Source organism: Dechloromonas agitata is5 (assembly GCF_000519045.1).
GTDB classification, from domain to species: Bacteria; Pseudomonadota; Gammaproteobacteria; order Burkholderiales; family Rhodocyclaceae; genus Azonexus; species Azonexus agitatus.
Window position 1 is genome coordinate 3,117,989 of record NZ_KI912532.1, and the last position, 26,471, is coordinate 3,144,459.

Below are 26,471 nucleotides of genomic sequence, written 5' to 3' on the forward strand. Positions count from 1 at the left end.
GCTTTGTTTGAAGCATCCGCTATTGGATGCCAACCTTCCGCTGCTCAGCCCGCACATAGGCGGTGACGTGGGCGACGTCGTCCGGCGTCACCCCTTTCACCGGAGCCATGTCGCCAAACTTCCAGTGATGGGCCCGCACACCGTTGGCCACGGCCAACTGGAACGCCGCATCGGCATGATGTGACGGCTCATAGATCTTGTGCAGCAGGGGCGGTCCCTTTTCCGATCCCTTCAAGTCGCCGCCATGACAGCCCGCACAGTGATTGGCGAACAGCGCCTTGCCCGTGCCGGGATTGGGCATTAGGCCGGGACTGGGTTTGGGAATGCTCCAGCCTTGAGCCTGGGCAAGGCTTGGCAGCATGGCCACAACAAGAGCCACAGGAATCCAATGCGAAAGCTTGTGTCTCATTGCTCCATCCCCCGTTTCATTCGCCACTGCTTGACCAGGGCGTAGATGGCGGGGATGACTGCGAGCGTCAGCACCGTCGAGGAAATCATCCCGCCAACCATCGGCGCCGCAATGCGACTCATGACTTCTGAGCCGGTACCGGTACCCCACATGATCGGCAACAGGCCGGCCATGATCGCCACCACCGTCATCATCTTCGGGCGAACCCGCTCCACGGCGCCTTCCATGATGGCCTCGTAGAGATCGTGCAGGGTTGGCGCTTGGTTTTCCGTCCGGCGCTTGGCCTTCAGCGCTTCCCAGGCATGATCAAGGTAAATCAGCATGATCACCCCGGTTTCCGCTGCAACCCCGGCTAGGGCGATGAAGCCCACGGCGACGGCAACGGACAGGTTGTAACCGAGCAACCACATCAACCAGACCCCGCCGACCAGCGCAAACGGCACCGACAGCATGACAATCAAGGTCTCTGTCAGACGTTTGAAGTTCAGGTAAAGCAGCAGAAAGATGATCAACAGCGTCACCGGGACGACGATCTTCATTTTCTCGATCGCGCGCTCCATGGATTCGAACTGGCCGCTCCAGGTCGCGTAATAGCCCGGCGGGAATTTCACGTTTTCCGCCACCGCCTTCTTGGCATCGGCGACATAGCCACCGATGTCGCGTTCGCGAATGTCCACGAAGATATAGGCGGAAAGCAACGCGTTTTCAGTCCGGATGCCGGGCGTTCCCTTGGCCACCTCGACGCGGGCCAATTGGCCGAGCGGAATCATTGCCCCCTCCATGGTCGGCACCAGCACCTCGCGGGCAATCTGCTGCGGATCGGAACGAAGTTCACGCGGATAGCGCACGGTGACGCCAAACCGTTCGCGCCCTTCGACGGTCGTGGTAACCATCTCGCCGCCCAAGGCCTGGCCGATAACATCCTGCAAATCGCCGACCGCCAGCCCATAGCGGGCCAACTGGGTGCGGTCCGGTTCGATATTCAGGTAAAAACCGCCGGTAATCCGTTCCGCGAAAGCCGAGGTAGTGCCTGGAACTGCCTTGACGACCGTCTCGATTTCGCGGGCCAGTCGTTCCATCTCGTTGAGATCCTTGCCGAACACCTTGATCCCGATTGGCGTCCGGATGCCGGTCGACAGCATGTCGATGCGCGCCTTGATCGGCATCGTCCAAGCGTTCGATACGCCCGGGAACTGCAAGGCCTTGTCCATTTCGGCGATCAGCTTGTCGGTCGTCAATCCAGGGCGCCATTCGGATTCCGGCTTCAGATTGATCACCGTCTCGAACATCTCCGTCGGCGCCGGGTCCGTTGCCGTGTTGGCACGACCCGCTTTGCCATAAACCGATGAGACTTCCGGGAAACTCTTGATGATCTTGTTCTGGGTCTGCAACAGTTCCGCCGCTTTGGTGATCGACATCCCGGGCAGCGAAGCCGGCATGTAGAACAGCGTGCCTTCATTCAGCGTCGGCATGAACTCGGAGCCCAACTTGCTGGCCGGATAAATCGAGACCACCAGCGCGAGCAGTGCGGCCACGATAGTGGTCTTTTTCCATTGCATGACGCCGGCGATGATCGGGCGATAAGCCCAGATCAGGAAACGATTCACCGGGTTTTTCGATTCCGGCATGATTTTGCCGCGAATGAACAGCATCATCAGCACCGGCACCAGCGTCACCGACAGCAATGCAGCGCCCGCCATCGAGAAGGTCTTGGTGTAGGCCAAGGGCGAGAACAGACGTCCTTCCTGGGACTCCAGCGTAAAGACGGGCAGGAAGGAAACGGTGATGATGAGCAGCGAGAAGAACAGTGCGGGGCCGACCTCTTTGCAGGCCGCAATCATTGCCTCGATGCGATCCCCGTGGGTATGATCCTCCGGCAAACGCTCGATGTGCTTATGGGCGTTTTCGATCATCACGATGGCCGCATCGATCATCGCCCCAATGGCAATGGCGATACCGCCCAGACTCATCAGGTTCGAGTTCATTCCCAGCAATCGCATGGCGATGAAGGCAATCAGCACCCCGACCGGCAGCATCAGGATGGCTACCAAAGCACTGCGCATGTGCATCAGGAATACGACGCAGACCAGCGCGACGATGAGACTTTCTTCCGCCAAAGTGCGCGTCAAGGTGTCAATCGCACGGTGAATCAATTCCGAACGATCATAGACCGTCTGGATCGTCACGCCCTCCGGAAGCCCGGCAGAAATCTCACCAATTTTTTCCTTCAAGTTGTGAATGACCTCCAGCGCGTTCTGGCCGTAGCGCGCCATGGCGATACCGGAAACCACTTCACCTTCACCATTCAACTCGGTGAGACCGCGCCGCTCGTCCGGCGCCAGTTCGACACGGGCAATGTCACGAACCAAGACGGGCGTCCCGCCTTGTGACTTAACCACCAGATTTTCAATATCGCCTGTGCCCCGCAGATAGCCCTTGCCGCGCACCATGTATTCGGTTTCCGCCATCTCGACGACACGCCCGCCGACATCGCGGTTCGATTCCCGAATGACCTTTGAAACCGCCGCTAGCGGAATGCCATAGGCGCGCAACTTCACCGGATCAACCGTGACCTGGTAGGTCTGGACGAAGCCGCCAATCGAAGCCACTTCGGCGACGCCATGTGCCTTGGTCAGTTGATAGCGCAGATACCAGTCCTGCAGCGTCCGCAGTTCGGCCAGCGTCTTGTCCTTGGCGAGCAGCGCGTATTGATAGACCCAGCCGACGCCCGTGGCGTCCGGACCGATTTGCGGTGTGACGCCCTTGGGCATGCGGCCGGCGGCAAAGTTGAGGTATTCCAGTACCCGGGACCGCGCCCAATAAATGTCCGTGCCGTCTTCAAAAATGATGTAGACGAAGGACGCGCCGAAGAAAGAGAAGCCGCGAACCACTTTGGACTTCGGCACTGACAACATGGCCGTCGTCAGCGGATAGGTGACCTGATCCTCGACGACCTGTGGCGCCTGGCCGGGGTATTCGGTATAGACGATGACCTGCACGTCTGAGAGGTCGGGCAAGGCATCGAGCGGCGTTTTCATGACCGCAACGACACCACCGACGACAACAAACAGCGTGGCGAGCAGGACGAGGAAGCGGTTGCGCCCCGACCATTCAATGATTTTGGCGAGCATGGTATCCCCTGTCAGTGGCCTGCGTGGGGATTGGCCGCCACTTTTCCAGCCATCGGTTTGATGCTGGTGACGACCCATTCACCTGGTTTGCGCTCGACAAACTCGAAGGCCACCGTCGCACCCGGTTTGAGTCCGCTCAACAGCGCCGGCGTCGCGACCTGGAACTCCATGGTCATGCCCGGCCATTTGAGACTGGCGACCGGCCCGTGATTGAGCGTCAGCATACCTGCCTTGGCGTCGAACCCCTCGACCGTGCCTTCGGCCTGATGCCCGACAGCAGCAGGCTTGGCTGACTCCGGCTTCGGCTGGCTGCCGTGGCTAGCATGGCCGAAACCGCCGACCGCCGCCTTCAGGTTGCTTTCGGCGTCGATCAGGAAATTGGCGGCAACCACCACCGGCTCACCATTCTTGACGCCTTCAAGCACCTCAACATGGTTGTCACTGCGTTGCCCCAGCTTGACCTCGCGTGGCTCGAAACGGCCTTCCTTCGCCTGGACCAGCACGATGCGGCGGGTGCCGCTGTCAATCACGGCCGAGGTCGGTACGGTAACGACTTCTCCCTTTGCGCCGACCGGCAACTCAACCTGGGCGAACATGGCCGGTTTCAGCAACTGACCGGGGTTCGGCAGTTCGACCCGAACCGGCACCGTCCGCGTCTCGGCCTTCAGGGTCGGATAAACGTAGGTAATCGTGCCTTCGAACACTTTGTCCGGGTAGGCATTGATCCTGACCTTGGCTTTGGCGCCGGTCTTGACCTGACCAATGTCTTGCTCGAAGACATCGGCAACCACCCAGACCGCCGAGAGGTCGGCCACCTGATAAAGCGCCTCGCCCGGCATGAAACGCATGCCCTGCAGGGCTTTCTTTTCGGTGACAATGCCGGTGACCGGTGAGCGGAAAGTCAGCGTGCGCCGTGCTTCGCCGGATTTGGCCAGCGCCTTGACCTGCTCCTCCGAAATATCCCAGTTCTTCAGACGCAACAGGCTTGAATCGGCCAGTTGCTTCATGCCGTCCCGCGCTTGGCCGCCGGCTTCCTTCAGCGATTCGACGCCTTGGGCGGCAATCGCGTATTCGCGCTGGGCGGAAACCAGTTCCGGGCTATACACCTCAAACAGCGGCTGCCCCTTGCTGACCGGCTGGCCCGTGACATTGACGTGCAGGCGTTCGACGTAGCCCTCGAACTTAGGAGAAATCGCGTAGATGCGGCGCTCGTCCGGCTCGATCCGACCGGCGGCGCGTACCACCTTGTCAAGGATGCGCAATTGGGCGGCTTCGGTTCGAACGCCCAGTTTCTGTACTTTTTCGGTGCTTATCTTTATCTGGTTGGCCGATGCCGGATCGTCGTCCTGCTCTCCCTCATAGACCGCGATGTAATCCATCCCCATCGGGTCTTTCTTGGGCACCGGCGAGGTGTCGGGCAGTCCCATCGGATTGCGGTAGAACAGCAGCTTTTTCTCTTTCTTGGCCGGCTCGGCCGGGGCGCTGGTGACCGGTGCCGCATCGCCATGGGAAGCGCCGCCACGTCCGCCCAGCCAGTAACCACCACCGGCAGCCACAGCAACGGCAATAACGCCGATGGTCAGTCCTGCACCCTTGTTCATAGATCTTCCCCTAAAAGACGTTCGATTTCGGCCAGACGCATCTGGGCGTCGACTTGGGCCTTAAGCTGGTTTTGTCGGGCCTGCCGGATTTGGCGCTGGGCATCGAGCAAGGTGGCGAAATCGACCTTGCCGGTCTCATACCCGGCCAGCGCCGCCTTGAAGGTCAGTTCGGCCTGCGGCAGTAGGCTGTTGGCCAGCAGGTTTTCCGTGCGGCGGGCGGCTTCGATACCAGCCAGGGCCTCGGCCAGTTCGGCGGAGACTTGGTTGGTAGTGGCTTCCTTGCGCGAGCGGGCGGCATTGAGCATCGATTCCGATTCTCGCTCCTGCGCCCGGCGCGAAGACTGCTGCAGCGGGATATTCAGCTCGACCATCAACTCCCATTCCTTGATGGCGCTCTGGTACTGGATGGGGGATACGCCCAGCGTAAAATCGGGATAGCGGTTTTTGTAGGTCAGGTCGCGGGATTTCTCGGCGGCCTTGATTTTCGATTCGTCGGCGAACAGTTGCGGGTTGCGGGTTCGCACGCGCTCTTCCAACGTGGCGTAATCCAGCGCCACGGGAGTCGGCAGCTTGCGCAACTGCGCTGGTTCCTGCAAGGGCGCATTGCTTGGGCGGGCCAGCAAGGCATTCAGCCGGGCATGCAGGTGGTGCTGTTCGGTTTCCAGCGCAATCAATTCGTTGCGCATGTTGGTCTGCTCAACCTGGGCGCGGATAACATCCTGCTGCGCCGCCAGGCCGCCGGAATAACGAACCTGGGCGACTTTTTCCAGGCGGGTCATCAGGTCGAGGATTTCCCGGGTCAGTTGCTCATTGCGGTGTACGAAATACAACTGGGCAAAATTGACTTTGATCCGCCCGGCAACATCGGCCCAGGTGCCCAACGCACGTCCCTTGGCGCCGTCGGCTTCAAGCTCGGCGATTTCGCGCTTCAGGTCACGCTTGCCGAACCAGGGTATGTCCTGCATCAGCAAGTAACGGGTGCTGCCGACGCGATTTGGGGCTAGCGTGGCACTCTGTTCGCCCATCCGCGTTATGTCACGCAACTCGGTCCGAAACTTCGGGTCGGGCAAGGCACCGGCCGGCGTCACCCGCTCGCCTGACGCTTCGGCCTCGGCCTGCATCGCGGCGTACTCCGGATTGCGTGTCTTGGCATAATTGATCAGGCTGTCCACGTTCGCACCAAGGGCGGCGTCTTGGGCAAGCACGGGCGACCCAAAGGCGGTGGCAAGCGCCAGGATCAAAATGGGTAACGGCCTGAGTCGGCGCATGCGACCTCCCTGCAATATTTGTTTTTATGAAGCATGCTGACAGCGAGAGGTAAGCACCGTCTCGCCGTCAGTCGATTGGGTTATTTGGCGGGTTCGAAATGGACGACGGTGATGGCACCATTCACGTTTTCGGCCATGAAGCGAATCTTATCGCCGGTTTTCATCTGGTCCAACCAGGCGACATTGGAAACCTTGAGTACCATGGTCATCGCCGGCATGTTCAGGTTGGTCAGTGGGCCATGCGACAAGGTTACTTTGCCGGCTGCCTTGTCCACTTTCTTGACCTGAGCGTCGATCATCTGCATTTCAGCAGACGCGGCGCTCGGCGAGGCCATGGCATGCCCGGCATGGTCGCTTGCAGCTTGGGCAGAAACGGCGCCGAGGGTGGAAAAGGCGATCAGTGAGGCGGTGATAAGGGCTTTCATGAGTTTCTCCTGTTTTGGGGATCAATGTTTGGCAAAGATGCTGGTTTCGCCACCGGTCTGGACCAGCAGCGTGTTGTAGGGGACGGGTTTCGGGCTTTCCATGCCCGGCGATCCTGGCGGCATCGACGGCACCGCGATGCCGAGGGCTTTCGGTTTTTCCTTGAGCAGACGCTGGATGTCGGCAACCGGCACATGGCCTTCGACCACATAGCCGGCCACCTTGGCGGTGTGGCAGGAGCCCAGGCGATCGGGCATCCCCAATTGTTTGCGGGCCGCCGTGACATCCATGACGTTGTGCGAGCGGACCTCGAAGCCCGCATTTTTCAGATGATCGACCCACTTGCCGCAGCAACCGCAATTCGGGCTCTTGTAAACATCCACCGTTTCGCCGGCCGCCACGGCAGTGGAAAGGCCGGTGCCGAGGACGGCGCTCAAAGCAAGAACAAGAATGGGGTTACGCATGGCGAAGATCCTGTGTCAGTCGAGTGGCGTCAGTATGGATAGCCGACGCCAACAATTTGCTGTCCGCCTGATTACATTTTTGTAATCTTCATAGGGTTAATGTTTGTGCGATCCGTGGTCATGGCTGTGCGCTTTTTTGCCCTTGGCCACCGGTTTTTCCTCGACCGGGGCTACTGGTGCCTCTTCGTGGCCTCCATGCCCCTGCTCGTGGCCTTCCAGTCCGCCATGGGAATGACCATCACTGGCTGCCACCAGTTGCTCGTAGGCGGTCGCCGACAGCAAAGGTATCTTTTGCAGGAAGGCCGTCAGGTCCCAAATGGCCTCATCCTCCATGCCGCCCTTCGACCAGGCCGGCATACCGGAAGCCTTGATTCCGTGCTTGATGATCCAGAAATCGCGGGCAGCGTCACGTGACGATTGCGCCGCCGGTTTTTCGGAAAGATTGGGGGGAGTCGGATACAACCCCTTGCGAATCTCCGAATCTGGCGCTTCCGGAGACAAATGGCAATTGACGCACATTGCAGCATAGTTGCCGGCCCCGCGTCGCACGCGCTCGGGATCGGCAAGATCAGCCGGGATCTGGATTTCACCCGTACGGCTGGCAATGGCCCTTTCGCGGGCAAACGTCAGCGCCTGGTAGGTGAATGAACTGTGGGGGGTGTCGGCACCGACATCGACGACGCCTGCCACGACGACGATCCCAGCCGTTGCCGCGCCCAAGCCGATGGTTGCCAGAGCACCCCAAATAAATCTGCACATAGTTTTTTCTCAGTAAGGGTATGCGGAGTCCAATTGGTCTTGCTCCGAAATTGCTATTTTGTCTTTACCAAACCAACATCTTGCTGACTTGCGGATTACATTTCCGTAATCTAGGCAATCGGCCTTTAAAAGCGACGGAAAATGCGCCATCAATAGCCAATGATTGGTGGAGAGAACGATGAAAATTCTTGTGGTGGAAGACGAAACCAAAACCGGCTCTTACCTCAAGCAGGGGTTGGTCGAGGCGGGCTTCGTCGTGGATTTGGCCGTCAATGGCCTCGACGGGCTGCATCTGGCGCTGACCGAGGCCTATGATCTGGCGATCCTCGACGTCATGCTCCCGGGCATCGACGGCTGGCAGGTGTTGCAAGGTATTCGCCGAGCCGGCAAGGAAATGCCGGTACTGTTTCTGACGGCACGCGACCAGGTCGAGGACCGGGTCAAGGGACTGGAGTTGGGCGCCGACGACTACCTGGTGAAGCCCTTTGCCTTCTCCGAACTGTTGGCGCGAGTCCGGACCCTGCTGCGGCGGGGCGGCAAGGCGAAGGAGTCCGAGTTCCTGCGCGCCGCCGACCTCGAACTCGACCTGCTGCGCCGCCGGGTCAATCGCGCCGGCAAACGCATCGATCTGACCGCCAAGGAGTTCGCGCTGCTTGAACTGCTGTTACGCCGCCAGGGCGAAGTGCTGCCTCGGTCGCTGATTGCCTCCCAGGTTTGGGACATGAATTTCGACAGCGACACGAACGTCATTGAGGTCGCCATCAAACGCCTTCGGGTCAAGATTGATGAGGGGTACGAACCCAAATTGATTCAGACCGTGCGCGGCATGGGCTATGTTTTGGAGATTACCGATTGACCCCAATCCGCGGCCCCTCACTGACACTCCGGCTGACTCTGCTGTTCGCGCTGGCCTCGGCCTTTGTGCTGTTCCTGCTCGGCCTGCTTATCGGCAATGCGGTTGAGCGCCACTTCGAAGAGCAGGATTTGGATGTGCTGACCGGCAAAATGCAGTTGGCAAGGCATATCTTGGAACGAAAACCAGATAGTCAGCCGAAAGAGACACTGACCCAGCAATTGGACGATGCGCTGACGGGGCATCACGGGTTGATCGTTGCCGTCTATGACCAGAATGGCGAAATGCTGTATGCCAACGAAGCGACGGTGTTTCCGCAGGATCTACTAAGCATTGGCGCGACACCAAGGCGCGAGCAACCCGTCAAATGGAACAGCAACGACGGCCAGCCATGGCGGGGAGTTTCCTCGATGGTCAAAGGCACCGATGGTGGCGTTAGTTACACCGTGGCAATTGCCACCGAAATCACCCATCACGAGCACTTCATGACTTCCTTCCGGCAGACTTTGTGGGGGTTCATGAGCCTGGCGACTCTGGCGATGGGATTGCTCGGCTGGTTTGTCGTCCGGCGCGGCCTGTTGCCTTTACTGGCCATTAAGCGGCAGGCGGCTGAGATCACCGCCAATCGCCTGCATACCCGCTTGCCGGTCGAAGCCATCCCCCGCGAATTGGCGGATCTGGCCGACACATTGAATGGCATGCTTTCGCGCTTGGAAGAGTCCTTTCAGCGCCTGTCGGATTTTTCATCGGACTTGGCTCATGAGTTGCGAACGCCGGTCAGCAATCTGTTGACCCAGACACAGGTCACGCTCTCGAAAGCACGCTCCGCAGAAGACTACCGGGACACCCTGGCGTCGAACACGGAAGAATTCGAACGCTTGTCGCGAACCATTTCCGACATGCTTTTCCTGGCCAAGGCCGACAACAACCAGATCATCCCCAATCAGGAGCCGATAGACCTTGCCGAGGAAATTGGCGATTTGCTGGAGTATTACGGCGTGCTTGCCGAAGAGAAATCGATAGCCTTGTCGCTCACAGGTAACGGCCAAATCGTCGGCGACCGATTGATGTTGCGCAGGGCGGTTAGCAATCTGCTATCCAACGCGCTGCGCCACACGCCGAACGAGGGCAAGGTTACCGTTCGAGTCGACAATAACCGTGAAGGTAGGATTTTGGTCTCCGTCGAGAACACAGGGAGCGATATCCCTACCGAACATTTGCCCCGCCTGTTTGATCGTTTCTACCGTGTCGACAGTTCGCGCCTGCGCACGACCGAAAATTCAGGCTTAGGGCTGGCGATAACCCAATCTATTGTGTTGGCTCATGGCGGGGATGTTGGCGTCAACTCGGAAGGTGGAAAAACGCGCTTCACACTTTCTTTACCCTGTGCCCATCAGTAGGGGGCCGCTTTTTGTAAATCGATCCCGCCAATACCAAGTTCTAACTCAACTACAGGGCTAGAAACAGACGAGGGGGCCATTTGAATCTCTTGTGGGTGTTCAAAACCCATCATCGAGGGAAGGCTAAGGGCTTCGGCGAAACATTTTTAGCCAGTTTCTTCGCTTGACCTTGCCTCTGTAGTAAGGTCAAAGGGTCGCTTACCGCCGCATTGCCGACAATTTCAGCCAGAGTGTCGAATGGCAACTCAGGCCGATTAACTGCCTCGAAATTTTGGCACAGAATTTAAGGCATTTATGTGCCATTCCGAATTTGAGGCATATCCGTTCCCTTTCGGCATGGTTATCTCCTTAGGGACAAAGAGGGCTACCTCATCCGGCGCTTCGATGTCGGAAGTGAGCAGCAGGCGTCGGCCGCCTGCCGTCACGCGCAGCACACAAGCCAAGTGATTCGGCCTCGACTCCCCCACATAAGCCTCAGCCGCCGGGTGCAGCACCTCGAAATCAACGCCATCCCAGGTCCAGCGCTGTCCGGCGGCGCACCGTTCGCCGACCGCCTCGGCCAGCGACGACGACACCTTGTCCACGCGCAGTGCGGCCAGCACGGAAGCGGTCCCGCCGGAATGGTCGGTATCGCGATGGGTGACCATCAGCAGATCGATGTGCGACAGCCCGAGCGCCCGCAGGTAGGGCAGCACGACCCGCTGACCGGCATCGGACTCGGCGCTGTATAGCGGCCCCGGGTCGTAGATCAGGGTGTGCTCCCGGGTGCGCACCACGGTCGCCAGTCCCTGCCCGACATCGAGCACCGTCACCCAGGCCGTGCCGGCCGGCGGCTTGTCCACCGGCCAGAAAAGTGCCGGCACGATCAGCAAGGCGCCCAGCCAGCGGCCCGGCACGCCACGCGGCATGAGGCAGACGGCCACCCCGATGCCCGCCGCCAGGGCTGCCCAGAGTGGTGGTGCCGGTGCCGTCCACACCGGCCAGGCGGCGCACCAGATCAAAAACATCATCAAGCAGTCCAGCACCCCATGGGCCAGCGCCAGGATCGGCCACCACGGCAGCAAGGCACCGAGCAACGCCAGCGGCGTGACGATGAAGCTGACCACCGGAATGGCGATGGCGTTGGCCAGGGGCGAAACCAGTGAAAACTGCTGGAAGACGAGGAGCAGCACCGGCAAGGAGGCCAGCGTCGCGGCCCATTGCACGATGCCCCAACTGCGAAGTTTCTCCCGCCAGCCGGCGGCCTCGTCCAGCCTGGCCGAGCTGACGTAAAGCAAGGCTCCGACTGCACCGAACGACAGCCAGAAACCGGCCGCCAGAACCGCCCACGGATCAAGCAAGAGCACCACCAGCAAGGCCAGCGCGAGAATACGGCTGGGTGCTACGAGACGTCCGGAAAGGAGCGCCGCACCGGCGACCAGCAGCATGTACAGCGTGCGCTGGGCAGGCACCGCGAAACCCGCCAGCAGTGCATAGACCAGAGCAGCGCCACAACCGGCCAGCAAGGCAGCCTTCTGCGCCGGCCAGCGCACGGCCAGCGCCGGCACCCGCCGCCAGCCAAAACCGACCAGCCCGGCGAACATCGCTGCGACCATCGTCACATGGAGGCCGCTGATCGACATCAAATGAGTGGTTCCGGTGCGATTGAAGGTCGTCCACAAATCGCCCAGGATCGCCTTCTGGTCGCCGACGGCCAGTGCGACCAGCACGCCGGCGTAGGGATAGGTCGCCTCGGGCAGGACCGCCGCGAAGTTGTCGCGGACCGCCAGACGCAGGCGTTCGATGCTGTAGCCCGCTCGCCATACCATGTCGGTCAGGCGCTCCGGCGGAATCGGCCGGATGTAGCCGGTGGCGCGGATATTCCTTTCGAGCAACCAGGCCTCGTAGTCGAAAACGCCGGGATTGGCATTGCCGTGCGGCCGTTTCAGGCGCACCGTCAGGCGCCAGCGCTCGCCGGGGCGCACGACCAGCTGCGCCGTGCGCGCACTGTCGCGCCGCCCCGCGTACCAGGACAACAGGATCCGCTCCGGCACGACCGCCCCGTCTTCGACACGCTCGACCTCGAATTCGAAACGCGTGCCGCCGGCAAACTCCTGCGGCAGCCCGGCAACGACGCCCACCATGGTGATATCGCGCCCTTCCCACTCGGCGGCCAGTTCATCGGCCAGCCGGCTATCGGCCCGCCACGCTGCCCAGGTGAAACCGAGAGCCAGGCAGGCGAGCACCGCCAACCCTCGCGTCAACAGGGTGCGTCGATAAGCCCGCGGCAGCAGCAGGAGCCCCCCACCCGCCAGCCAGCCGTATCCGGCGAACAGTTCTGGCTGCATCTGCAAACACAGGATGCCGGCGGCGAAGGCGAGAATATTCAGGCGCATGCTGCAATAATAAAGGCATGCGTCGGTACCTCAGAAAAGTCCTGCCCGATCACGAAACGATCCGCAACAATCCGTGGTTGCGGCCTTTCGAATCGACCCTGCTACATCCCCGCCTGTGGCACCTGAACCGGCACTCGGCAGCCGGTGCGGTGGCGACCGGGCTCTTCTGCGGCCTGATCCCCGGGCCGCTGCAGATGCTGGGGGCGGCGGTCTGTGCCGTGGTTTTCCGGGTCAACCTGCCACTCGCGCTGGTCGTCACGCTGTACACCAACCCCTTCACCATCGTGCCGCTCTATTTGCTGGCCTACCAGATCGGTCGCCTGACGCTCGGCGAAAGCAACGGCTTCCTGGCCCCGCCCGGTTTTGACGCAACGAATTTCATCGCCTGGACGGAAGCGATGCAAGGCTGGATGCTGACCGTTGCCCAGCCGCTCGGCATCGGGCTGGTGCTGCTGGCCAGCGGGCTGGCGCTAGCCGGCTATTTCGCCACGCGCGCGGCGTGGCGAATCGGACTCATCACCGCCTGGCGGCGGCGTCAAAAACTCAGGTCCTGAAGCGGGAAATGGCACTGGTCAGCGTATGCGCCAGGTTGCGCAGCGTATCGGCCGTCTCGGCATTGCCGGCAACGGCGATGTTGTTCTCCTCCGCCATCTGGGCAATACGTTCGACGCTCTGGGCGATTTCCGTGCTCGCCGCGGCCTGCTCGCGCAGCGCGACGGAAATTTCGGAGACCGCCTCCAGCACCTGACGCGACTGAACCTGCACCTGGCTGATCGCATCGCCCGCCAGCTGGGCCTGTTCGACGCCGGCCGCAACACGCTCGACCCCCTCCTTCATGCTCGACACCGCCGTCGCGGTACCGGACTGGATGGCGCCGATCATGCCGGAAATTTCCTGGGTGGACTTGGCAGTCCGTTCGGCCAGCTTGCGTACCTCGTCGGCCACCACCGCGAAGCCGCGGCCGGATTCGCCGGCCCGGGCCGCCTCGATGGCCGCATTGAGGGCCAGGAGGTTGGTCTGATCGGCAATCTCCTTGATCGTATCGACAATGGCGGAAATCTGGCTCGACTGCTGGCCCAGCGCCTCGACTGCGGCCGCCGACTGATTGACCGTCTGGGCGATGGCCTTGATTTCGTCGACCACACCCAGCACAATCCGGCCGCCCTCGGCAGCCACCTCGTCGGAACGGCGCGAATAATCCTGCGCATCCTGCGCATTCTTGGCGATATGGTCGATGCCGACAGTCGTCTGCTCGACGGCCGCCGCCATGCTCGACGCCGAATCGCTTTGCGCCGAACTGCTGGCCGAAATCTGCTGGCTTGACGAGGCAACCTGCTCCGAGGCCACGTTGATACGCTGGACGTCGCCCTGCACCCCGCCAAGCAGGCTGCGGAAGGCCGAGGCCATGTCGTTGAAGTCCTTGCCAGCGGCATGCAATTCGTCGGCGCCGTGGTTGTCGAACTGAACCGTCAGGTCGCCATCGGCCAGACGGCGGGCGCCCTGCGAGAAGTTCATGACACTGTTGATCACCGAGTAATAGGTACCCATACCGAGGTAACCGACGATCAACGCAATCAAGACAGACAGCCCGACCTGGAAGTACAGCAGGTTCCCAGCCTGGTTCATGCGCTTTTGCAACTGCTGCTCGAATTGCGGGATCAGGGTGTCGTACATCACTTTGTAGCCGACATCGATCAGTTGCGTGACCTGGTTGAAATACGCATCCGGTTCCATGGTGAATTTCTCGCCCAGGATGTCGTCGCGAACCAGGGCAAACAGCTTTTCGGAATCGTCCGTGAAGGCCTTGACCGGAGCGGACAAGGTGCCCTGCAGTTCAGGCGCGTAGCGCATCACCTTTTCCAGGTTGATGTTCTGGGCCCGCAGCAGGCCGCCCATCACGGCCAGCTGGGAGGCGAGGTCGATCCTCATCTGCGGCGAGAGTTCCTTCTTGGTCAGTACGCCGGTACCGCGCGCCCGGGTGATGCCCAGCTGCTCGAGCATGGCCGGCATCTTGGAAACAATGCTGTCCATGAAATAGTAGGTATCCATCGCCGGATCGAGTGTCAGCTCCGTGCTGTCTGCCACCTCGACCATGAACAGCAAGGTCTTGCCGATCATCTGCGAATGCCGCTTGATGTTCTCCGGCGCACTCCAGGTAAGGCCCTGCGCACTGATCTCGTTCCAGTCCTGGCGAATCGATTTCCAAGTCTGGCTTTCTCGCAGCTTCGACACCAAGGCGGCTTCGGCTGCGACAATGGCCTCGCTGACATCTTTTTCCTTGGCCGCCCGCTTGTCCTTCATCGCCTCGTTGCCATTCAGTACGCCGGACGAGAGCCCACGGTGCTGCTGCATGAACTGCACCATTCTGTTCAACGGCTTGATCATCTGCAAACCGGTCAACTCATTTTGAGCCGTTTGGATATCCCGGCTCAGCAAGGAGAAAACCGAGTAAAGCAGCACGCCCATCACGATGGCGATCGCTGACCCCAACACCAGAAACTTGCTGCGGTAACGTAACCGGTTCGTCAATGCAACGGCCGGAGCAAAAAGTGCTTGCATGTTCATCCCCCTAACACACCACCAAGGGTAAATTTAATAAATAAATTGATTGTGACACATATTCACAAAGTTCGCATTAAGCGAAAAGTGTGCCATCGTTTAACCTCAGTACCCGATCAGCCCTTGCCGCGAGTTGTTGATCATGAGTGACCAGGATCAGGCTCGCCTGTTGCACTCGCACCCGCTCGATCAGCAGATCGAACACGACGCTCGCAGTTTGACTATCCAGGTTGCCAGTCGGTTCATCGGCCAGCAGACAGGACGGATTGCTGACCAAGGCCCGGGCGATAGCGGCCCTTTGCCGTTCGCCGCCGGAAAGTTCACCCGGCCGGTGTTCCACGCGATGCCCCAGACCAACCGCTGTAAGAATTTCCGCCGCCTTGGCGAAGGCTGCCTGACGCTCCTCGCGCCGGATCAGCAATGGCATGGCGACGTTTTCCAGCGCCGAAAACTCCGGCAGCAGATGATGAAACTGGTAAACAAAGCCCAGATGCCGGTTACGCCAGTCGCCCCGCTGCCCCTCATCAAGCGCCGAGAAAGTCTGCCCCATCAGCGACACCTCGCCAGCCGACGGCTTGTCCAGCCCGCCCAGCAGGTGCAGCAAGGTGCTCTTGCCCGAACCGGAAGCGCCGACGATGGCGATGGTCTCGCCCGGCAGCACGCTCAGGTCGATGCCGGAAAGCACCGGCACCTCCAAACCGCCGCCCCGAAAAACCTTCGAGACCCCCCGGGCAAGCAGGATAGGTTCACTCATAGCGCAGCGCCTCCGCCGGATTGACGCGGGACGCGCGCCAGCTCGGGTAAAGCGTGGCGAGCAGCGCAAGGACGAAGGCGATCAGCGTGACGCCCCAGACATCGCCCCATTGCAGATCGGAAGGCAGATCGGAAATGTAATAAACCTCTTTCGACAGAAAATGTACGCCCAACATCCGTTCGATGAAGGGCACCACGACATCGATGTTCAAGGCCAGCGCAACCCCCCCGGCAATGCCAAGCCCGAGGCCGATGAAACCGACCAGGGCGCCCTGCACGACGAAGACCGCCATGATCGACAAGGGCCGCGCTCCCAGGGTACGCAGGATGGCGATATCCGCCTGCTTGTCGGTCACCGCCATGACCAGCGTTGAAACGAGGTTGAATGCTGCCACTGCCACGATGAGCGACAAAATGATAAACATCATATTTTTCTCGATTTGCACGGCTCGGAAGAAATTGGCGTGGCTCTTCGTCCAGTCGTGCAGATAGGCGTCGGCATCGATGTACTTGACCAGTTCGCGGGCGATGCGCGGCGCCTGGAACAGGTCGTCCACCTTCAGCCGCACACCGGTCACCCGGTCGTCCATCTGGTACAACCTCTGGGCATCCTCCAGGTGAATCAGCGCCAGGCCGGAGTCGTACTCGTACATGCCGACCTCGAAGATGCCGACCACACGAAAGGATTTCAGGCGCGGCACCACGCCGGCCGGCGTCACCGTGCCCTGCGGCGCGATCAGCGTCACCTTGTCGCCGGTGAACACGCGCAGCGAGCGCGCCAGGTCGGAACCGAGCACGACCCCGAATTCCCCCGGCCGCAGGTCGTCCAGGCTGCCACTCTGGATCGTCTTGCGAAAATCGGCCACCTTGTCTTCCTGATCGGGCAGGATGCCACGCACGATGGTGCCCTTGACCCCGCCATCGACGCTGAACATGCCCTGCGACTGGACGAAGGGCGCCGTCGCCCGCACTTCCGGATGCTTCATGGCCTGTGCGGCGATGGCCGGCCAATCCTGCAACTCGCCACTGATCCCGGTAATCTGGATATGCGATGCCACGCCGAGAATGCGCGTCCGCAATTCCTTCTGGAAGCCGTTCATCACCGACAACACAACGATCAGCGCGGCGACGCCAAGCCCGATGCCGAGCATCGAGATCAGTGAAATGAAGGAAATGAAATGATTGCGCCGCTTGGCTCGCGTATAGCGCAGTCCAATCAGCAATTCATAAGGCAATGCCATTCGGTTATCGGGCAAACGAGAAAAGTCGCTATGGTACACTTTTTGATTGCCCATCCCCCCGCTTGCTCCCGTGCGCCTCACCCTGCTCATCCCTGAACTGATCTGGCCCGAACCGAACGACCAACTGGCGCTCGGCAAGCTCAGCCTGCCCGGTTTCGAATGGCTGGCCGCCCGTGCCAGCTTCACACGGCAGGACAAGGTGGCCTTCGAAACGGCGCTCGCCCGGCAGTTCGACCTGAACGACGCCCCCTTCGGCCCGCTGCGCCTGCTCGGCGAGCCGATCGGCGAAGCCGCCCGCGAAGGCCACTGGCTGTGTGCCGACCCGGTGCACCTGCGCTTCCACCATGAGCGAATCATCCTGGCCGACGCTGGCGCGTTCGATATCGATGAAGCGGAGGCCCATACCCTGGCTGCCGACCTGAACGAAACCTTCGCCTACATCGGCTGCCTCCACGTCGTCACCGCCCGCCGCTGGTACCTGCGCCTGAACGAATGGGTCGACCACCCGGCCGCCCCCCTCTCGGCCATGGCCGGCCGGCGTCTGGATGGCGAACTGTCCGGCCAGAACAGCCCGCTGACCCGCTGGCTCAACGAAGTACAGATGTTCCTGCACGGCCATCCGGTCAACGAACAGCGTCAGGCGGAAGGCAAGCCAGCCATCAACAGCCTGTGGCTATGGGGTAGCGGCCCGCTCGCTGCACTGCCGACGCCGCCTTGGTCAGCGGTGTGGAGCAGCAATCCGCTCGCCACAGGCCTGGCCCGCGCCGCCAACGTCCCGGCCGAACCGCTGCCCGGCGGGCTGAGCGAACTGCTCGACCGCGCCCAAGGCGACCGCCAGTTGGTGGTCCTCGACGACCTGCTGCCGCCGGTTCTCTACGAAGACAGCGAAGGCTGGCGCACGGCCTGGAAAAGGCTGGATGCCGACTGGTTCACTCCGCTACAGGGCGCCGCCGGCCGCTCGCTGGAAACCCTGACCATCGTTACCCCGACCATTTACGGCCTGTTGACCTGGACCGTGCACGGCAAGGACCGCTGGAAGTTCTGGCGCAAGAGCCGCCCGCTCGACCTCATCGCCAAGGAACTGGCCGAAGGGAAAACCGCTTGACCCGCATCGTCACCCGCAAAGCCCCGCCCCGCGCCGTCTGGCAACTTGAACAGCAGGGCCTGCACCCGCTGCTCGCCCGCCTCTACGCCGCGCGCGGCATCACCGACAAGGCCGAGCTCGACTACGAACTGAAGTCACTGCTCCCCCCCGCCACGCTGACTCACGCCACAGAGGCCGCCCAACTGCTGGCCGACGCCATTGAAGCCGAGGCCAAGCTGCTGATCATCGGCGACTACGACTGCGACGGCGCCACCGCCACCGCCGTCGGCATGCGCGCCCTGAAATCACTGGGTGCCGACGTCGATTTTCTGCTCCCAGACCGCTTCAAGCTCGGCTACGGCCTGTCGCCAGAAATCGTCGATCTCGCCGCGCAGCAATCGCCCGACCTGATCATCACCGTCGACAACGGCATCGCCAGCCTGGAAGGCGTCGCCCGCGCCCAGCAACACGGCATCGCCACGCTGATCACCGACCACCACCTACCCGGCGCGACGCTCCCCGATGCCGACTGCATCGTGAACCCCAACCAGCCGGGCTGCGACTTCCCATCAAAATGCATCGCCGGCGTTGGCGTCATGTTCTACGTCATGCTCGCCCTGCGCGCCGAACTGCGTAACCGCGCCTGGTTCACCGAGCGCCCGGAACCGAATTTCGCCAGCCTGCTCGACCTCGTCGCGCTGGGCACCGTGGCGGACGTGGTCAAGCTTGACCGCAACAACCGCATCCTGGTAAGCCAGGGCCTCAAGCGCATGCGCGCCGGCCAGATGCAGCCCGGCATCGCCGCGCTGTTCAAGGCTGCAGGCCGCGATCCCAAACGCGCCACCGCCTTTGACCTCGGCTTCCTGCTCGGACCGCGGCTCAACGCCGCCGGCCGTCTCGCCGACATGCGTCTTGGCGTCGAATGCCTGCTCACCGACGACCCGGCCCGCGCCCTGACCATCGCCCAGCAGCTCGACGCCTTCAACCGCGAACGCCGCGAGATCGAAGCCGACATGCAGGAGCAGGCGCTGGCCATTTTGTCAGATGTAAAGTTTGACGACACCGTTGCCGGAATTGCCATTTTCGACCCGGGCTGGCACGAAGGCGTTGTCGGCATCCTCGCTTCGCGCATCAAGGACCGCCTGCACCGTCCGGTATTCGCCTTCGCACCCGGCGAAGGCGGCATCATCAAGGGGTCCGGCCGCTCCATCCCCGGCCTGCACCTGCGTGACGCCCTCGACCTCGTCGCCAAGCGTGCCCCTGACCTGCTGGTGCGCTTCGGCGGCCACGCCATGGCAGCCGGCGCCACACTGCGCGAAGACGATTTCACCCGCTTCCAGCAACTATTCGCCGACGTTGCCAACGAACTGCTCGATCCAGCCGACCTGACCCGTACGCTGGAGACCGACGGCAGCCTGGAAGGCGGTTACCTGTCGCTCGATGCTGCCCGCCTGCTGGAAAACGAAATCTGGGGCCAGGGCTTCCCTCCCCCCCTGTTCTGCGACGAATTCGACGTCGAGCAACAGCGCATCCTCAAGGAAAAGCACCTCAAGCTGCGCCTGCGCAAAGGCAACAGCCGCATCGACGCCATCCAGTTTAACTTTGCCACTCAGCCCGGCAACCGTACTCGCGCAGCCTACAGGCTGGCGATCAACGAATACATGGGCGTCGAAAGTCCGCAGTTGATGGTCGAGCACCTCGAATAGCAAAGACGCAAAGCGGAAAAAATACCCTCTGCAAAAACAAAAAGGGGAGCGTCTGCTCCCCTTCTCGAACGCCGGCAACGTCAGGTGCGCTTTTGCAACCCCATCGCCAGCAACGCGGCACCCAACAGCAGCAAGGTGCCCGGGGCAGGAACCGTGTTGGTCGTCACGGGGTCACGTACCCACACCGACATGTGGGAGAGCGCCTTAAAGTTGTTGTTGTTCGCGTTCAGGAAATCCCCGTCACTCCAGGTTCCGGTGAAAGCGTAGGGAGTATCAAAATCAAACTGGCTGGAACCCGGATGGGCGGCTTGCCACGCCACGATGTCGGCCGCCAGCACATTGAAATCGAAGTCATACACGGCAAACCCGTTACCGGCCTTGAGGATGAAAGCCAAGTGGTCGAACGACTTACGACCGTTCAGCAGATTGGTCACCAGTTCGATGATGTTGCTCTTGGTCTCCAGACTCCAGGTGCCCGCCAGACACTGATCCGTTCCACCAGACGTACAGGTCATGGAAACCGACAGCAAGTTATCGATGCCATAACCCTTGACATCTTCATACTTGAACGTGGTCACATCACCACCAACCTCACCCAGACGAATCCAGCCCGGATCATTAACCAGGCCATCCGCATTCAGGGCCATCAGGGGAACCGGATTGTTGGCGGTGAATTGCGTCGGGCTGAGCAACCCGCCTTCTCCGTTCATCACACCATCGTTCAATTCACCGATATTGTTCGTCGGCAGCAGCGTGCCTGTATCGTTTTGACCATCAACGAATACACACCCGGTCGAGGTGAGCGGGGGCGGTGCCTGATAAACAATGCCTTGACCGTCCAGCGGCGTGACTTCGATCTTGTTGATCGTGACCTGATTGACCGAACAGCTAGCCGCCTGGGCCTGCAACGGGAGGAAAGCCAGTGCGCTGCCAGCGATGGCGAGAAGTTGAACGAATGGCCTGATTTTCATTTTTAACTCCGATATTTTCTGTTTTGCTGAAGTAAAGCAAACTCCGGGCCACTGTGTATAAACCACTGAAACATCAACTATCGAAAAATGACAAACCGGATATACCCACTTACCTGTAAAAATATCCGACAGGTTTTTCACCAACCGCCATTTCGCCGATTTTCCACTACCCAGCCACAAATCCCGGCCACCGGCGGGCAGCCGTTATAATGTCAGGTTTTCAAGATCCGGAAGCATCATCATGGAAGCCGAACAACTCAACAGCATCTCCAACAAGCTCGATGACCTGGCGCAGCGCGCCGCCGAGCTACGGAGGTATCTTTGACTACGATCACAAGCGCGAACGCCTGACACTCCTCAACCAGGAGATGGAAGATCCCAAGATCTGGGATGATCCGAAACGTGCCCAGGAATTGGGCAAGGAAAAGAAATCGCTGGAAGACATCGTCCTCGTCCTGGAAGCCGTCGATAGCGGCGTCAAGGATGGCCGCGAGCTGTTCGAGATGGGCCGCGACGATAACGACGACGATACCCTGCTCGCCGTCGAGGCTGATAACGCCGAGCTGGAGAAGAAGCTCGCGGCGCTCGAATTCCGCCGCATGTTCAACAACCCGTCCGACCCGATGCCCTGCTTCCTGGAAATTCAGGCCGGCGCGGGTGGCACCGAGGCGCAGGACTGGGCTTCCATGCTACTCCGCATGTACCTGAAGTTCGGCGAAAAGAAGGGCTTCCAGGTCGAGGTCATGGAAGAATCGGAAGGCGACGTCGCCGGCATCAAGAGCGCCACCGTGAAGTTCACCGGTGACTACGCCTACGGCACGCTGCGCACCGAGACCGGCATCCATCGGCTGGTCCGCAAGTCGCCCTTCGACTCCAACGCCCGCCGCCATACCAGCTTCACCTCGGTATTCGTATTCCCGGAAGTGGACGATTCGATCGAGATTGCCATCAACCCGGCCGACGTGCGGACCGACACCTACCGCGCCTCGGGCGCTGGCGGCCAGCACATCAACAAGACCGACTCCGCCGTCCGTCTGACCCACGTACCGACCGGCATCGTCGTCCAGTGCCAGAACGACCGTTCGCAGCACCGCAACCGTGACGAAGCCTGGCAGATGCTGCGCGCCCGCCTCTACGAGCACGAGCTGCGCAAGCAGCAGGCCGAACAGCAGAAGCTGGAAGACGCCAAGTCCGACATCGGCTGGGGCCACCAGATCCGCTCCTACGTGCTCGACCAGAGCCGCATCAAGGATCTGCGCACCAACTACGAAGTCGGCAACACTCAAGCCGTGCTCGACGGCGACCTCGACGGCTTCATCGAGGCCAGCCTGAAGCAAGGCGTCTAAGTCCCACCCAGCCAGCCATGCGGCGATTGCTCAAATGGCTGGCGGCGGCACTGGCGCTGCTGCTGATCGGCGCGGCGACCCTCCTCGTCCTGGCCACCGATGCTCAGCCGCTGGTCGAACGCAGCGAGGCCATTTCCCCGCTCGCCGTCGCGCAGGCGCGCCGACTGCTCGCCACGCACGATCCGCGACGCCAGCAAAGCGGCCAGATTTCGACCGTCGATGTCCCGGCCAGCCTGATCGACGAAGGCGCCAACTACCTGGCCGGTCGTTACCTGCGCGGGCGCGGCCGCTTCACGCTGACCGGTGAAGGTGGCGAGTTCCGCATCACCCTGCCACTACCTGGCCAGCGCTTCCTCAACCTGTGCGCCGGCATTCCCCCGGCTGGCGGCATGCCCGGTATCGGCGAAGCGCGGCTCGGCAACCTGCCGCTGCCCGGCTGGCTTATCGATTACGTCATCGCCGGTGCCGTCCGATTCAGCGGCTTCGACAGCGAGTGGCAAATCGCCACCCGCGCCATCCGCTCTGTCGCCTTCGACCGGGCGCACCAAACGGTCGCCGTCACCTACGAATGGCAACCGCTGATCCTCGAGCGGGCCCGTGCCGTCGCCCTCTCACCCGACGAAATCAGCCAACTGCACAATGCCCGCCTGGCCCTCGTCGCCCTGTTCGCCCACCGTGCGTCTGGCGCGCCCGTCAGTCTGGCGGAAATCCTGCAGGCCACCCTGCCGAAGAGCAGCGACCCGCGCGGCGAAGGGCGGGCGACGCTGCTCGTCCTGGCCAGCCAGCTGGCGGGTATGGACTTGGCGGCGCTGGTTCCCGCCGCCCGCGGCTGGCCACGCCCGCGCTGGGTCAGGATCCATCTGGCCGGCCGTCACGACCTGGCCCAGCACTTCGTGGTCTCGGCTGCGCTGGCGGCCTGGTCGGGTGAACCGGTGGCCGATGCGATCGGCCTCTACAAGGAATTGAACGACGCCCGGCACGGCTCCGGCTTTTCGTTCATCGACCTCGCCGCCGACCGCGCCGGCACCCGGTTTGGCGACTTGCTGGCGAAACGGCCGGAGATCCTGATCGAGCGCCTGGCCGGCGGCTTGCGCGACAGCGACCTGCTGCCGCCGGTACATGACCTGCCGGAAGCGCTCCACGCCGAGCAGTTCCGCCAGCGGTTCAGCAGCCCGGACAGCCTGCCCTTCAAGGCCCTGGCGCGCGACATCGAAAGCCGCCTGGACACCCTGCCCCTCTACCGCTGAGGACCGCCATGCCCGACAACCTATACGCAGCCCTGCCGCCACTCGGTACCACCGCAGAGCAATTCACTGACCTGCTCAACGCACCGGGCTTGCGCATCGAGCGTATCGTCTCGACCGGCCAGGCCAGCCCGCCGGGTTTCTGGTACGACCAGGCCGAAGACGAATGGGTCGTGCTGATAGCCGGAGAGGCCCTGCTGCACTTTGCCGACGAGCCCGAACCCCGTCACTTGCGGCCGGGCGACCACCTCGACATCGCTGCCGGCCGGCGGCATCGCGTGGACTGGACGAAACCCGGGGAACACACGATCTGGCTGGCTATTCATCGCATCCGCGGTGAATAGCAGGCCCCGTCAGCCGTACCGGCTAGCCACGCGTAGTAGCCGTTTGCGCCAGCACCTGCCGCTCATGTGACAGCCAGCGGGCCAGCACCGGATAGAGCAGCCTGGCCATGGTGGACTTGGCAATGAAGTCGTTCATGCCGGCATCGAAGCACCGCCGCCGGTCGCCTTCGACGGTGCTGGCGGTTAGCGCGACGATGGGCAAGGCGGCCCGCTCCGGGATTCTGCGGATCGCACTCGCCGCCTGCAGGCCGTCCATGTGCGGCATCAGGATGTCCATCAGTACCAGGTCGTAATCGTTTTCGCGGACGGCACGTACGGCGGCAAGGCCGTCCTCCGCCACATCGACCTGCAGGCCGGCACCCCGCAACAAGGAGAGCGCCAGTTCCCGATTCACCGGTTCATCCTCGGCGAGCAGTACGCGCCGGCCCGCGAAGCGCTCCGCGAACTGGACTGCTGTCAGTTCGCCCGCCGGGCAGTCCATCACAAGCGGCTGGTCGGCCCGGGCCAAGCAGACGGTAAGCCAGAACGTGCTGCCCCGCCCTGGCTCGCTGCTGACACCGACCTCGCCGCCCATCAGCTCGACCAGTTCACGGGTAATGGCGAGGCCGAGGCCGGTTCCGCCGTAACGCCGGGAACTCGAACCGTCGGCCTGGCGGAAGGATTCGAAAATATGGGCCTGATCGGCCGGCGCGATGCCGATGCCGGTATCGATCACCTCGCAACGCAGCATGCAGCAGCCGTTGGCGGTCTCGACGACCGAGCCGCGCAGCGTGATGCTGCCCTGCTCGGTGAATTTGACGGCATTCGAGGCGTACTGCAGTAGCGCCTGGGTCAACCGTTCCGGGTCGCCGCAGAGCAACGCCGGCAAACCATCGGCCTCAACGCGCACGGTGAGCCCCTTCACGGCAGCCCGTTGCTCGACCATCGCCGCCACCCTGCCCAGCAGGTCGGGCACCGAAAAGGCAACCACCTGCAGTTCCAGTTGGCCGGAATCCAGCTTGGAAAAATCGAGGATGTCGTCGATCAGGCCGGTCAGGCGCTGACCGGCGGCATCGATGTGCCGGACCAGCTCATGCTGCTCTGGCGTCAGGGGATCTTCCAGGAGCAGGAAGGACATGCCGACAATGGCGTTGAGCGGTGTCCGCAACTCGTGGCTGACGTTGGCCAGGAACTCCGACTTCATCCGCCCCAGGCGTGCCGCCGTGTCACGGGCGCGCGCCAGTTGGTCGGCGAGGGTCTGCTCGCCGCTGATGTCCCGGGTCAACAGCGCAAAACGCCGACCGCCATCGGCTGGCTCGATTTCCTGCGACGACAACTGCAACGGAAAGACGTGGCCGTCACGGTGCACGCCGTTGAAACGCAGGCGCTGCACGCTGCCCCGGCCAATCAGCCAGAACAGGGACTCCAGGCTCTGGGCGCCATCTGCCACCAGCAGGCTGGCAAAACTGCGGCACTCGGCATCGTCGAAAAGGCCGAACATCTGGCGCGCGTTATCGTCCATCGACAGCACGAAACCCTCTTCGTCGACGATGGTCACCCCCAGTTCGGTCGCCTTGAGCAGCTCACGGTTGCGCTCCTCGGCACGCTTGCGGGCGATCAGGTTGTGGATGCGGGCCCGCAATTCGGCCGGCAAAATCGGCTTGGTCACGTAATCGTCGATACCGAGATGGAACAGTTCCATCCGTCGCTGCGGGCTGTCGAACGCCGTCACCGCCAGTACCGGCACCCGCCCCCGCGGAGCATCCTGGCGACGGATGCGATTGATCAGGCGCGAACCGGTCATGTGCCCGCCCAGCACGAGATCCGTCAGCACCAGGTCGTAATCGCCGCCCAGGAAGGCGGGCCAGGCCTCGTCCGCCGAGGTATAGGCATCGACCTGTGCCCCCCAGTCGCGGAGTTGCGCCGTGAGCGGCAGGCGTTGTTCGACGGCATCCTCGACATAAAGAATCCGGCAGCGCAGCGGCTGCTGGCCATCGAGAAAATGACGGGCAAACGCCACCAGCTCTTCAAGATCCTGCTTGCGGAAGATTTCGGTAATACCGGCCCGCTCGGCCTCTGCCGCCAGCTCGGCGCTCGGGCTGCTGGTGAGCAGGACGATGGGCGTCAGGGGCAGCCGCCCACCCTGCCGCAGGTGCCGACCGAGCGCCAGCCCATCGCCATCGCTCAACTGGCCGGAAATGACGACAAAATCAAAGGTCTGACTTTCCGTAGCCGCCAGCGCCTCAGCCTGCGTGGCGAGCAGGGTGAAATCAACACCGCGGAAGCGATTGAAGCTCTGTTGAAGAATCTCCCGATAGAGTTGGGAGCTTTCAACTATCAGAACATGCACGGAAGCACCTGTTTTTGGCAATATTATCAGTAATAATAGCACTCTCACAGAGTCGAAACAGTATTTCGGCCGGCACATTGCTGTCTTCCCTCTGACCGGCCAGACCCTTCCAACAGCCGATCAGGTGGCTCTGGCCGGGCTGCGGGGCGGCATGTGCCGCAGCATGCTTGTCCCTGACCCGCGAAATCGGCGAAAATTCAGCGTTTTAGCG

21 protein-coding genes are annotated in these 26,471 nt (G+C 61.8%); 8 read left to right on the forward strand and 13 right to left on the reverse strand.

Annotated elements, in window-relative coordinates; all coding sequences use genetic code 11:
• Nucleotides 1-19: 19 nt before the first annotated feature.
• From K420_RS0115305 to K420_RS0115335, 7 genes are all read right to left on the reverse strand, one after another.
• Entirely contained in the window at nt 20-409 is a 390-nt protein-coding gene (locus K420_RS0115305) for a c-type cytochrome (protein ID WP_027458827.1), read from the reverse strand.
• A complete protein-coding gene (locus K420_RS0115310; RefSeq protein ID WP_027458828.1) occupies nt 406-3,540 on the reverse strand; it encodes an efflux RND transporter permease subunit in 3,135 nt (1,044 codons plus the stop codon). Before K420_RS0115310 ends, K420_RS0115305 begins: the two co-directional genes overlap by 4 nt.
• An 11-nt stretch (nt 3,541-3,551) precedes the next feature.
• Nucleotides 3,552-5,141 (reverse strand): efflux RND transporter periplasmic adaptor subunit, encoded by a 1,590-nt coding sequence (locus K420_RS0115315; RefSeq protein ID WP_027458829.1) that lies wholly within the window; start codon nt 5,139-5,141, stop codon nt 3,552-3,554.
• Nucleotides 5,138-6,346 (reverse strand): TolC family protein, encoded by a 1,209-nt coding sequence (locus tag K420_RS0115320; RefSeq protein ID WP_232422798.1) that lies wholly within the window; start codon nt 6,344-6,346, stop codon nt 5,138-5,140. Before K420_RS0115320 ends, K420_RS0115315 begins: the two co-directional genes overlap by 4 nt.
• A 143-nt stretch (nt 6,347-6,489) precedes the next feature.
• Nucleotides 6,490-6,834: a copper-binding protein gene (locus tag K420_RS0115325; RefSeq protein ID WP_027458831.1), complete on the reverse strand. Its 345-nt coding sequence runs from the start codon at nt 6,832-6,834 to the stop codon at nt 6,490-6,492.
• Nucleotides 6,835-6,855: 21 nt separating this feature from the next.
• Nucleotides 6,856-7,296, reverse strand: a complete 441-nt coding sequence (locus K420_RS0115330; protein WP_014237670.1) for a DUF411 domain-containing protein — start codon at nt 7,294-7,296, stop codon at nt 6,856-6,858.
• Between the two features lie 96 nt (nt 7,297-7,392).
• A complete protein-coding gene (locus tag K420_RS0115335) occupies nt 7,393-8,055 on the reverse strand; it encodes a c-type cytochrome (protein ID WP_027458832.1) in 663 nt (220 codons plus the stop codon).
• Nucleotides 8,056-8,233: 178 nt separating this feature from the next.
• Here K420_RS0115335 and K420_RS0115340 point away from each other — a divergent pair, with 178 nt between their 5' ends.
• Nucleotides 8,234-8,911 (forward strand): heavy metal response regulator transcription factor, encoded by a 678-nt coding sequence (locus tag K420_RS0115340; protein ID WP_027458833.1) that lies wholly within the window; start codon nt 8,234-8,236, stop codon nt 8,909-8,911.
• Nucleotides 8,908-10,308 carry a heavy metal sensor histidine kinase gene (locus tag K420_RS0115345; RefSeq protein ID WP_027458834.1) on the forward strand — a complete coding sequence of 467 codons (1,401 nt, stop codon included), beginning with the start codon at nt 8,908-8,910 and terminating at the stop codon, nt 10,306-10,308. The genes K420_RS0115340 and K420_RS0115345 overlap by 4 nt, the downstream gene beginning before the upstream one ends.
• 254 nt (nt 10,309-10,562) lie before the next feature.
• Here the strand turns inward: K420_RS0115345 and K420_RS19220 are convergent, their stop codons facing one another.
• Nucleotides 10,563-12,683 (reverse strand): DNA internalization-related competence protein ComEC/Rec2, encoded by a 2,121-nt coding sequence (locus K420_RS19220; RefSeq protein WP_084019686.1) that lies wholly within the window; start codon nt 12,681-12,683, stop codon nt 10,563-10,565.
• A gap of 17 nt (nt 12,684-12,700) precedes the next feature.
• On the opposite strand from K420_RS19220, the gene K420_RS0115355 reads away from it, so the two are divergent.
• Entirely contained in the window at nt 12,701-13,237 is a 537-nt protein-coding gene (locus K420_RS0115355) for a DUF2062 domain-containing protein (RefSeq protein ID WP_027458835.1), read from the forward strand.
• Here K420_RS0115355 and K420_RS0115360 read toward each other — a convergent pair.
• The 3 genes from K420_RS0115360 to K420_RS0115370 all read right to left on the reverse strand — a co-directional run bounded on the left by K420_RS0115360 (nt 13,227) and on the right by K420_RS0115370 (nt 17,236).
• Nucleotides 13,227-15,242 carry a methyl-accepting chemotaxis protein gene (locus tag K420_RS0115360; protein WP_027458836.1) on the reverse strand — a complete coding sequence of 672 codons (2,016 nt, stop codon included), beginning with the start codon at nt 15,240-15,242 and terminating at the stop codon, nt 13,227-13,229. The genes K420_RS0115355 and K420_RS0115360 overlap by 11 nt on opposite strands.
• Before the next feature lie 76 nt (nt 15,243-15,318).
• Nucleotides 15,319-15,996 (reverse strand): lipoprotein-releasing ABC transporter ATP-binding protein LolD, encoded by a 678-nt coding sequence (gene lolD / locus K420_RS0115365; RefSeq protein WP_027458837.1) that lies wholly within the window; start codon nt 15,994-15,996, stop codon nt 15,319-15,321.
• Nucleotides 15,989-17,236, reverse strand: a complete 1,248-nt coding sequence (locus K420_RS0115370; protein WP_027458838.1) for a lipoprotein-releasing ABC transporter permease subunit — start codon at nt 17,234-17,236, stop codon at nt 15,989-15,991. Before K420_RS0115370 ends, lolD begins: the two co-directional genes overlap by 8 nt.
• Nucleotides 17,237-17,306: 70 nt before the next feature.
• Between K420_RS0115370 and K420_RS19225 the strand changes: the two genes are divergently transcribed.
• Nucleotides 17,307-18,341 carry a hypothetical protein gene (locus K420_RS19225; protein WP_051453179.1) on the forward strand — a complete coding sequence of 345 codons (1,035 nt, stop codon included), beginning with the start codon at nt 17,307-17,309 and terminating at the stop codon, nt 18,339-18,341.
• Nucleotides 18,338-20,026, forward strand: coding sequence for a single-stranded-DNA-specific exonuclease RecJ (gene recJ, locus K420_RS0115380; RefSeq protein WP_027458839.1), 1,689 nt, complete (start codon nt 18,338-18,340; stop codon nt 20,024-20,026). Before K420_RS19225 ends, recJ begins: the two co-directional genes overlap by 4 nt.
• Before the next feature lie 80 nt (nt 20,027-20,106).
• On the opposite strand, the gene K420_RS0115385 is transcribed toward recJ, so the two are convergent.
• Nucleotides 20,107-21,138, reverse strand: a complete 1,032-nt coding sequence (locus K420_RS0115385) for a hypothetical protein (protein WP_157275120.1) — start codon at nt 21,136-21,138, stop codon at nt 20,107-20,109.
• 100 nt (nt 21,139-21,238) lie between these two features.
• Here K420_RS0115385 and prfB point away from each other — a divergent pair.
• From prfB to K420_RS0115400, 3 genes are all read left to right on the forward strand, one after another.
• Nucleotides 21,239-22,343, forward strand: a protein-coding gene (gene prfB, locus K420_RS0115390) for a peptide chain release factor 2 (RefSeq protein WP_157275121.1) whose coding sequence is annotated in 2 segments (ribosomal slippage) — nt 21,239-21,319 and nt 21,321-22,343 — 1,104 coding nt in all. Because the reading frame shifts where the segments join, the coding sequence is not laid out codon by codon here.
• 17 nt (nt 22,344-22,360) lie between these two features.
• Nucleotides 22,361-23,590 (forward strand): hypothetical protein, encoded by a 1,230-nt coding sequence (locus K420_RS0115395; RefSeq protein WP_035854896.1) that lies wholly within the window; start codon nt 22,361-22,363, stop codon nt 23,588-23,590.
• An 8-nt stretch (nt 23,591-23,598) separates the two neighbouring features.
• Nucleotides 23,599-23,931 carry a cupin domain-containing protein gene (locus tag K420_RS0115400; RefSeq protein WP_027458843.1) on the forward strand — a complete coding sequence of 111 codons (333 nt, stop codon included), beginning with the start codon at nt 23,599-23,601 and terminating at the stop codon, nt 23,929-23,931.
• Nucleotides 23,932-23,953: 22 nt separating this feature from the next.
• On the opposite strand, the gene K420_RS19860 is transcribed toward K420_RS0115400, so the two are convergent.
• Nucleotides 23,954-26,260, reverse strand: a complete 2,307-nt coding sequence (locus tag K420_RS19860) for a response regulator (protein ID WP_051453180.1) — start codon at nt 26,258-26,260, stop codon at nt 23,954-23,956.
• Between the last annotated feature and the right edge of the window lie 211 nt (nt 26,261-26,471).

What these genes read in the sequence shown, in the direction of transcription:
- K420_RS0115340 (WP_027458833.1), top strand. Translation starts at nt 8,234, where the DNA reads ATGAAAATTCTTGTGGTGGAAGACGAAACCAAAACCGGCTCTTACCTC.
- K420_RS0115310 (WP_027458828.1), bottom strand. Translation starts at nt 3,540, where the DNA reads ATGCTCGCCAAAATCATTGAATGGTCGGGGCGCAACCGCTTCCTCGTC.
- K420_RS0115370 (WP_027458838.1), bottom strand. Translation starts at nt 17,236, where the DNA reads ATGGCATTGCCTTATGAATTGCTGATTGGACTGCGCTATACGCGAGCC.
- K420_RS0115400 (WP_027458843.1), top strand. Translation starts at nt 23,599, where the DNA reads ATGCCCGACAACCTATACGCAGCCCTGCCGCCACTCGGTACCACCGCA.
- K420_RS0115360 (WP_027458836.1), bottom strand. Translation starts at nt 15,242, where the DNA reads ATGCAAGCACTTTTTGCTCCGGCCGTTGCATTGACGAACCGGTTACGT.
- lolD (WP_027458837.1), bottom strand. Translation starts at nt 15,996, where the DNA reads ATGAGTGAACCTATCCTGCTTGCCCGGGGGGTCTCGAAGGTTTTTCGG.
- K420_RS0115355 (WP_027458835.1), top strand. Translation starts at nt 12,701, where the DNA reads ATGCGTCGGTACCTCAGAAAAGTCCTGCCCGATCACGAAACGATCCGC.
- K420_RS0115335 (WP_027458832.1), bottom strand. Translation starts at nt 8,055, where the DNA reads ATGTGCAGATTTATTTGGGGTGCTCTGGCAACCATCGGCTTGGGCGCG.
- K420_RS0115325 (WP_027458831.1), bottom strand. Translation starts at nt 6,834, where the DNA reads ATGAAAGCCCTTATCACCGCCTCACTGATCGCCTTTTCCACCCTCGGC.
- K420_RS0115395 (WP_035854896.1), top strand. Translation starts at nt 22,361, where the DNA reads ATGCGGCGATTGCTCAAATGGCTGGCGGCGGCACTGGCGCTGCTGCTG.
- K420_RS19220 (WP_084019686.1), bottom strand. Translation starts at nt 12,683, where the DNA reads ATGCGCCTGAATATTCTCGCCTTCGCCGCCGGCATCCTGTGTTTGCAG.
- K420_RS0115330 (WP_014237670.1), bottom strand. Translation starts at nt 7,296, where the DNA reads ATGCGTAACCCCATTCTTGTTCTTGCTTTGAGCGCCGTCCTCGGCACC.
- K420_RS0115305 (WP_027458827.1), bottom strand. Translation starts at nt 409, where the DNA reads ATGAGACACAAGCTTTCGCATTGGATTCCTGTGGCTCTTGTTGTGGCC.
- K420_RS0115315 (WP_027458829.1), bottom strand. Translation starts at nt 5,141, where the DNA reads ATGAACAAGGGTGCAGGACTGACCATCGGCGTTATTGCCGTTGCTGTG.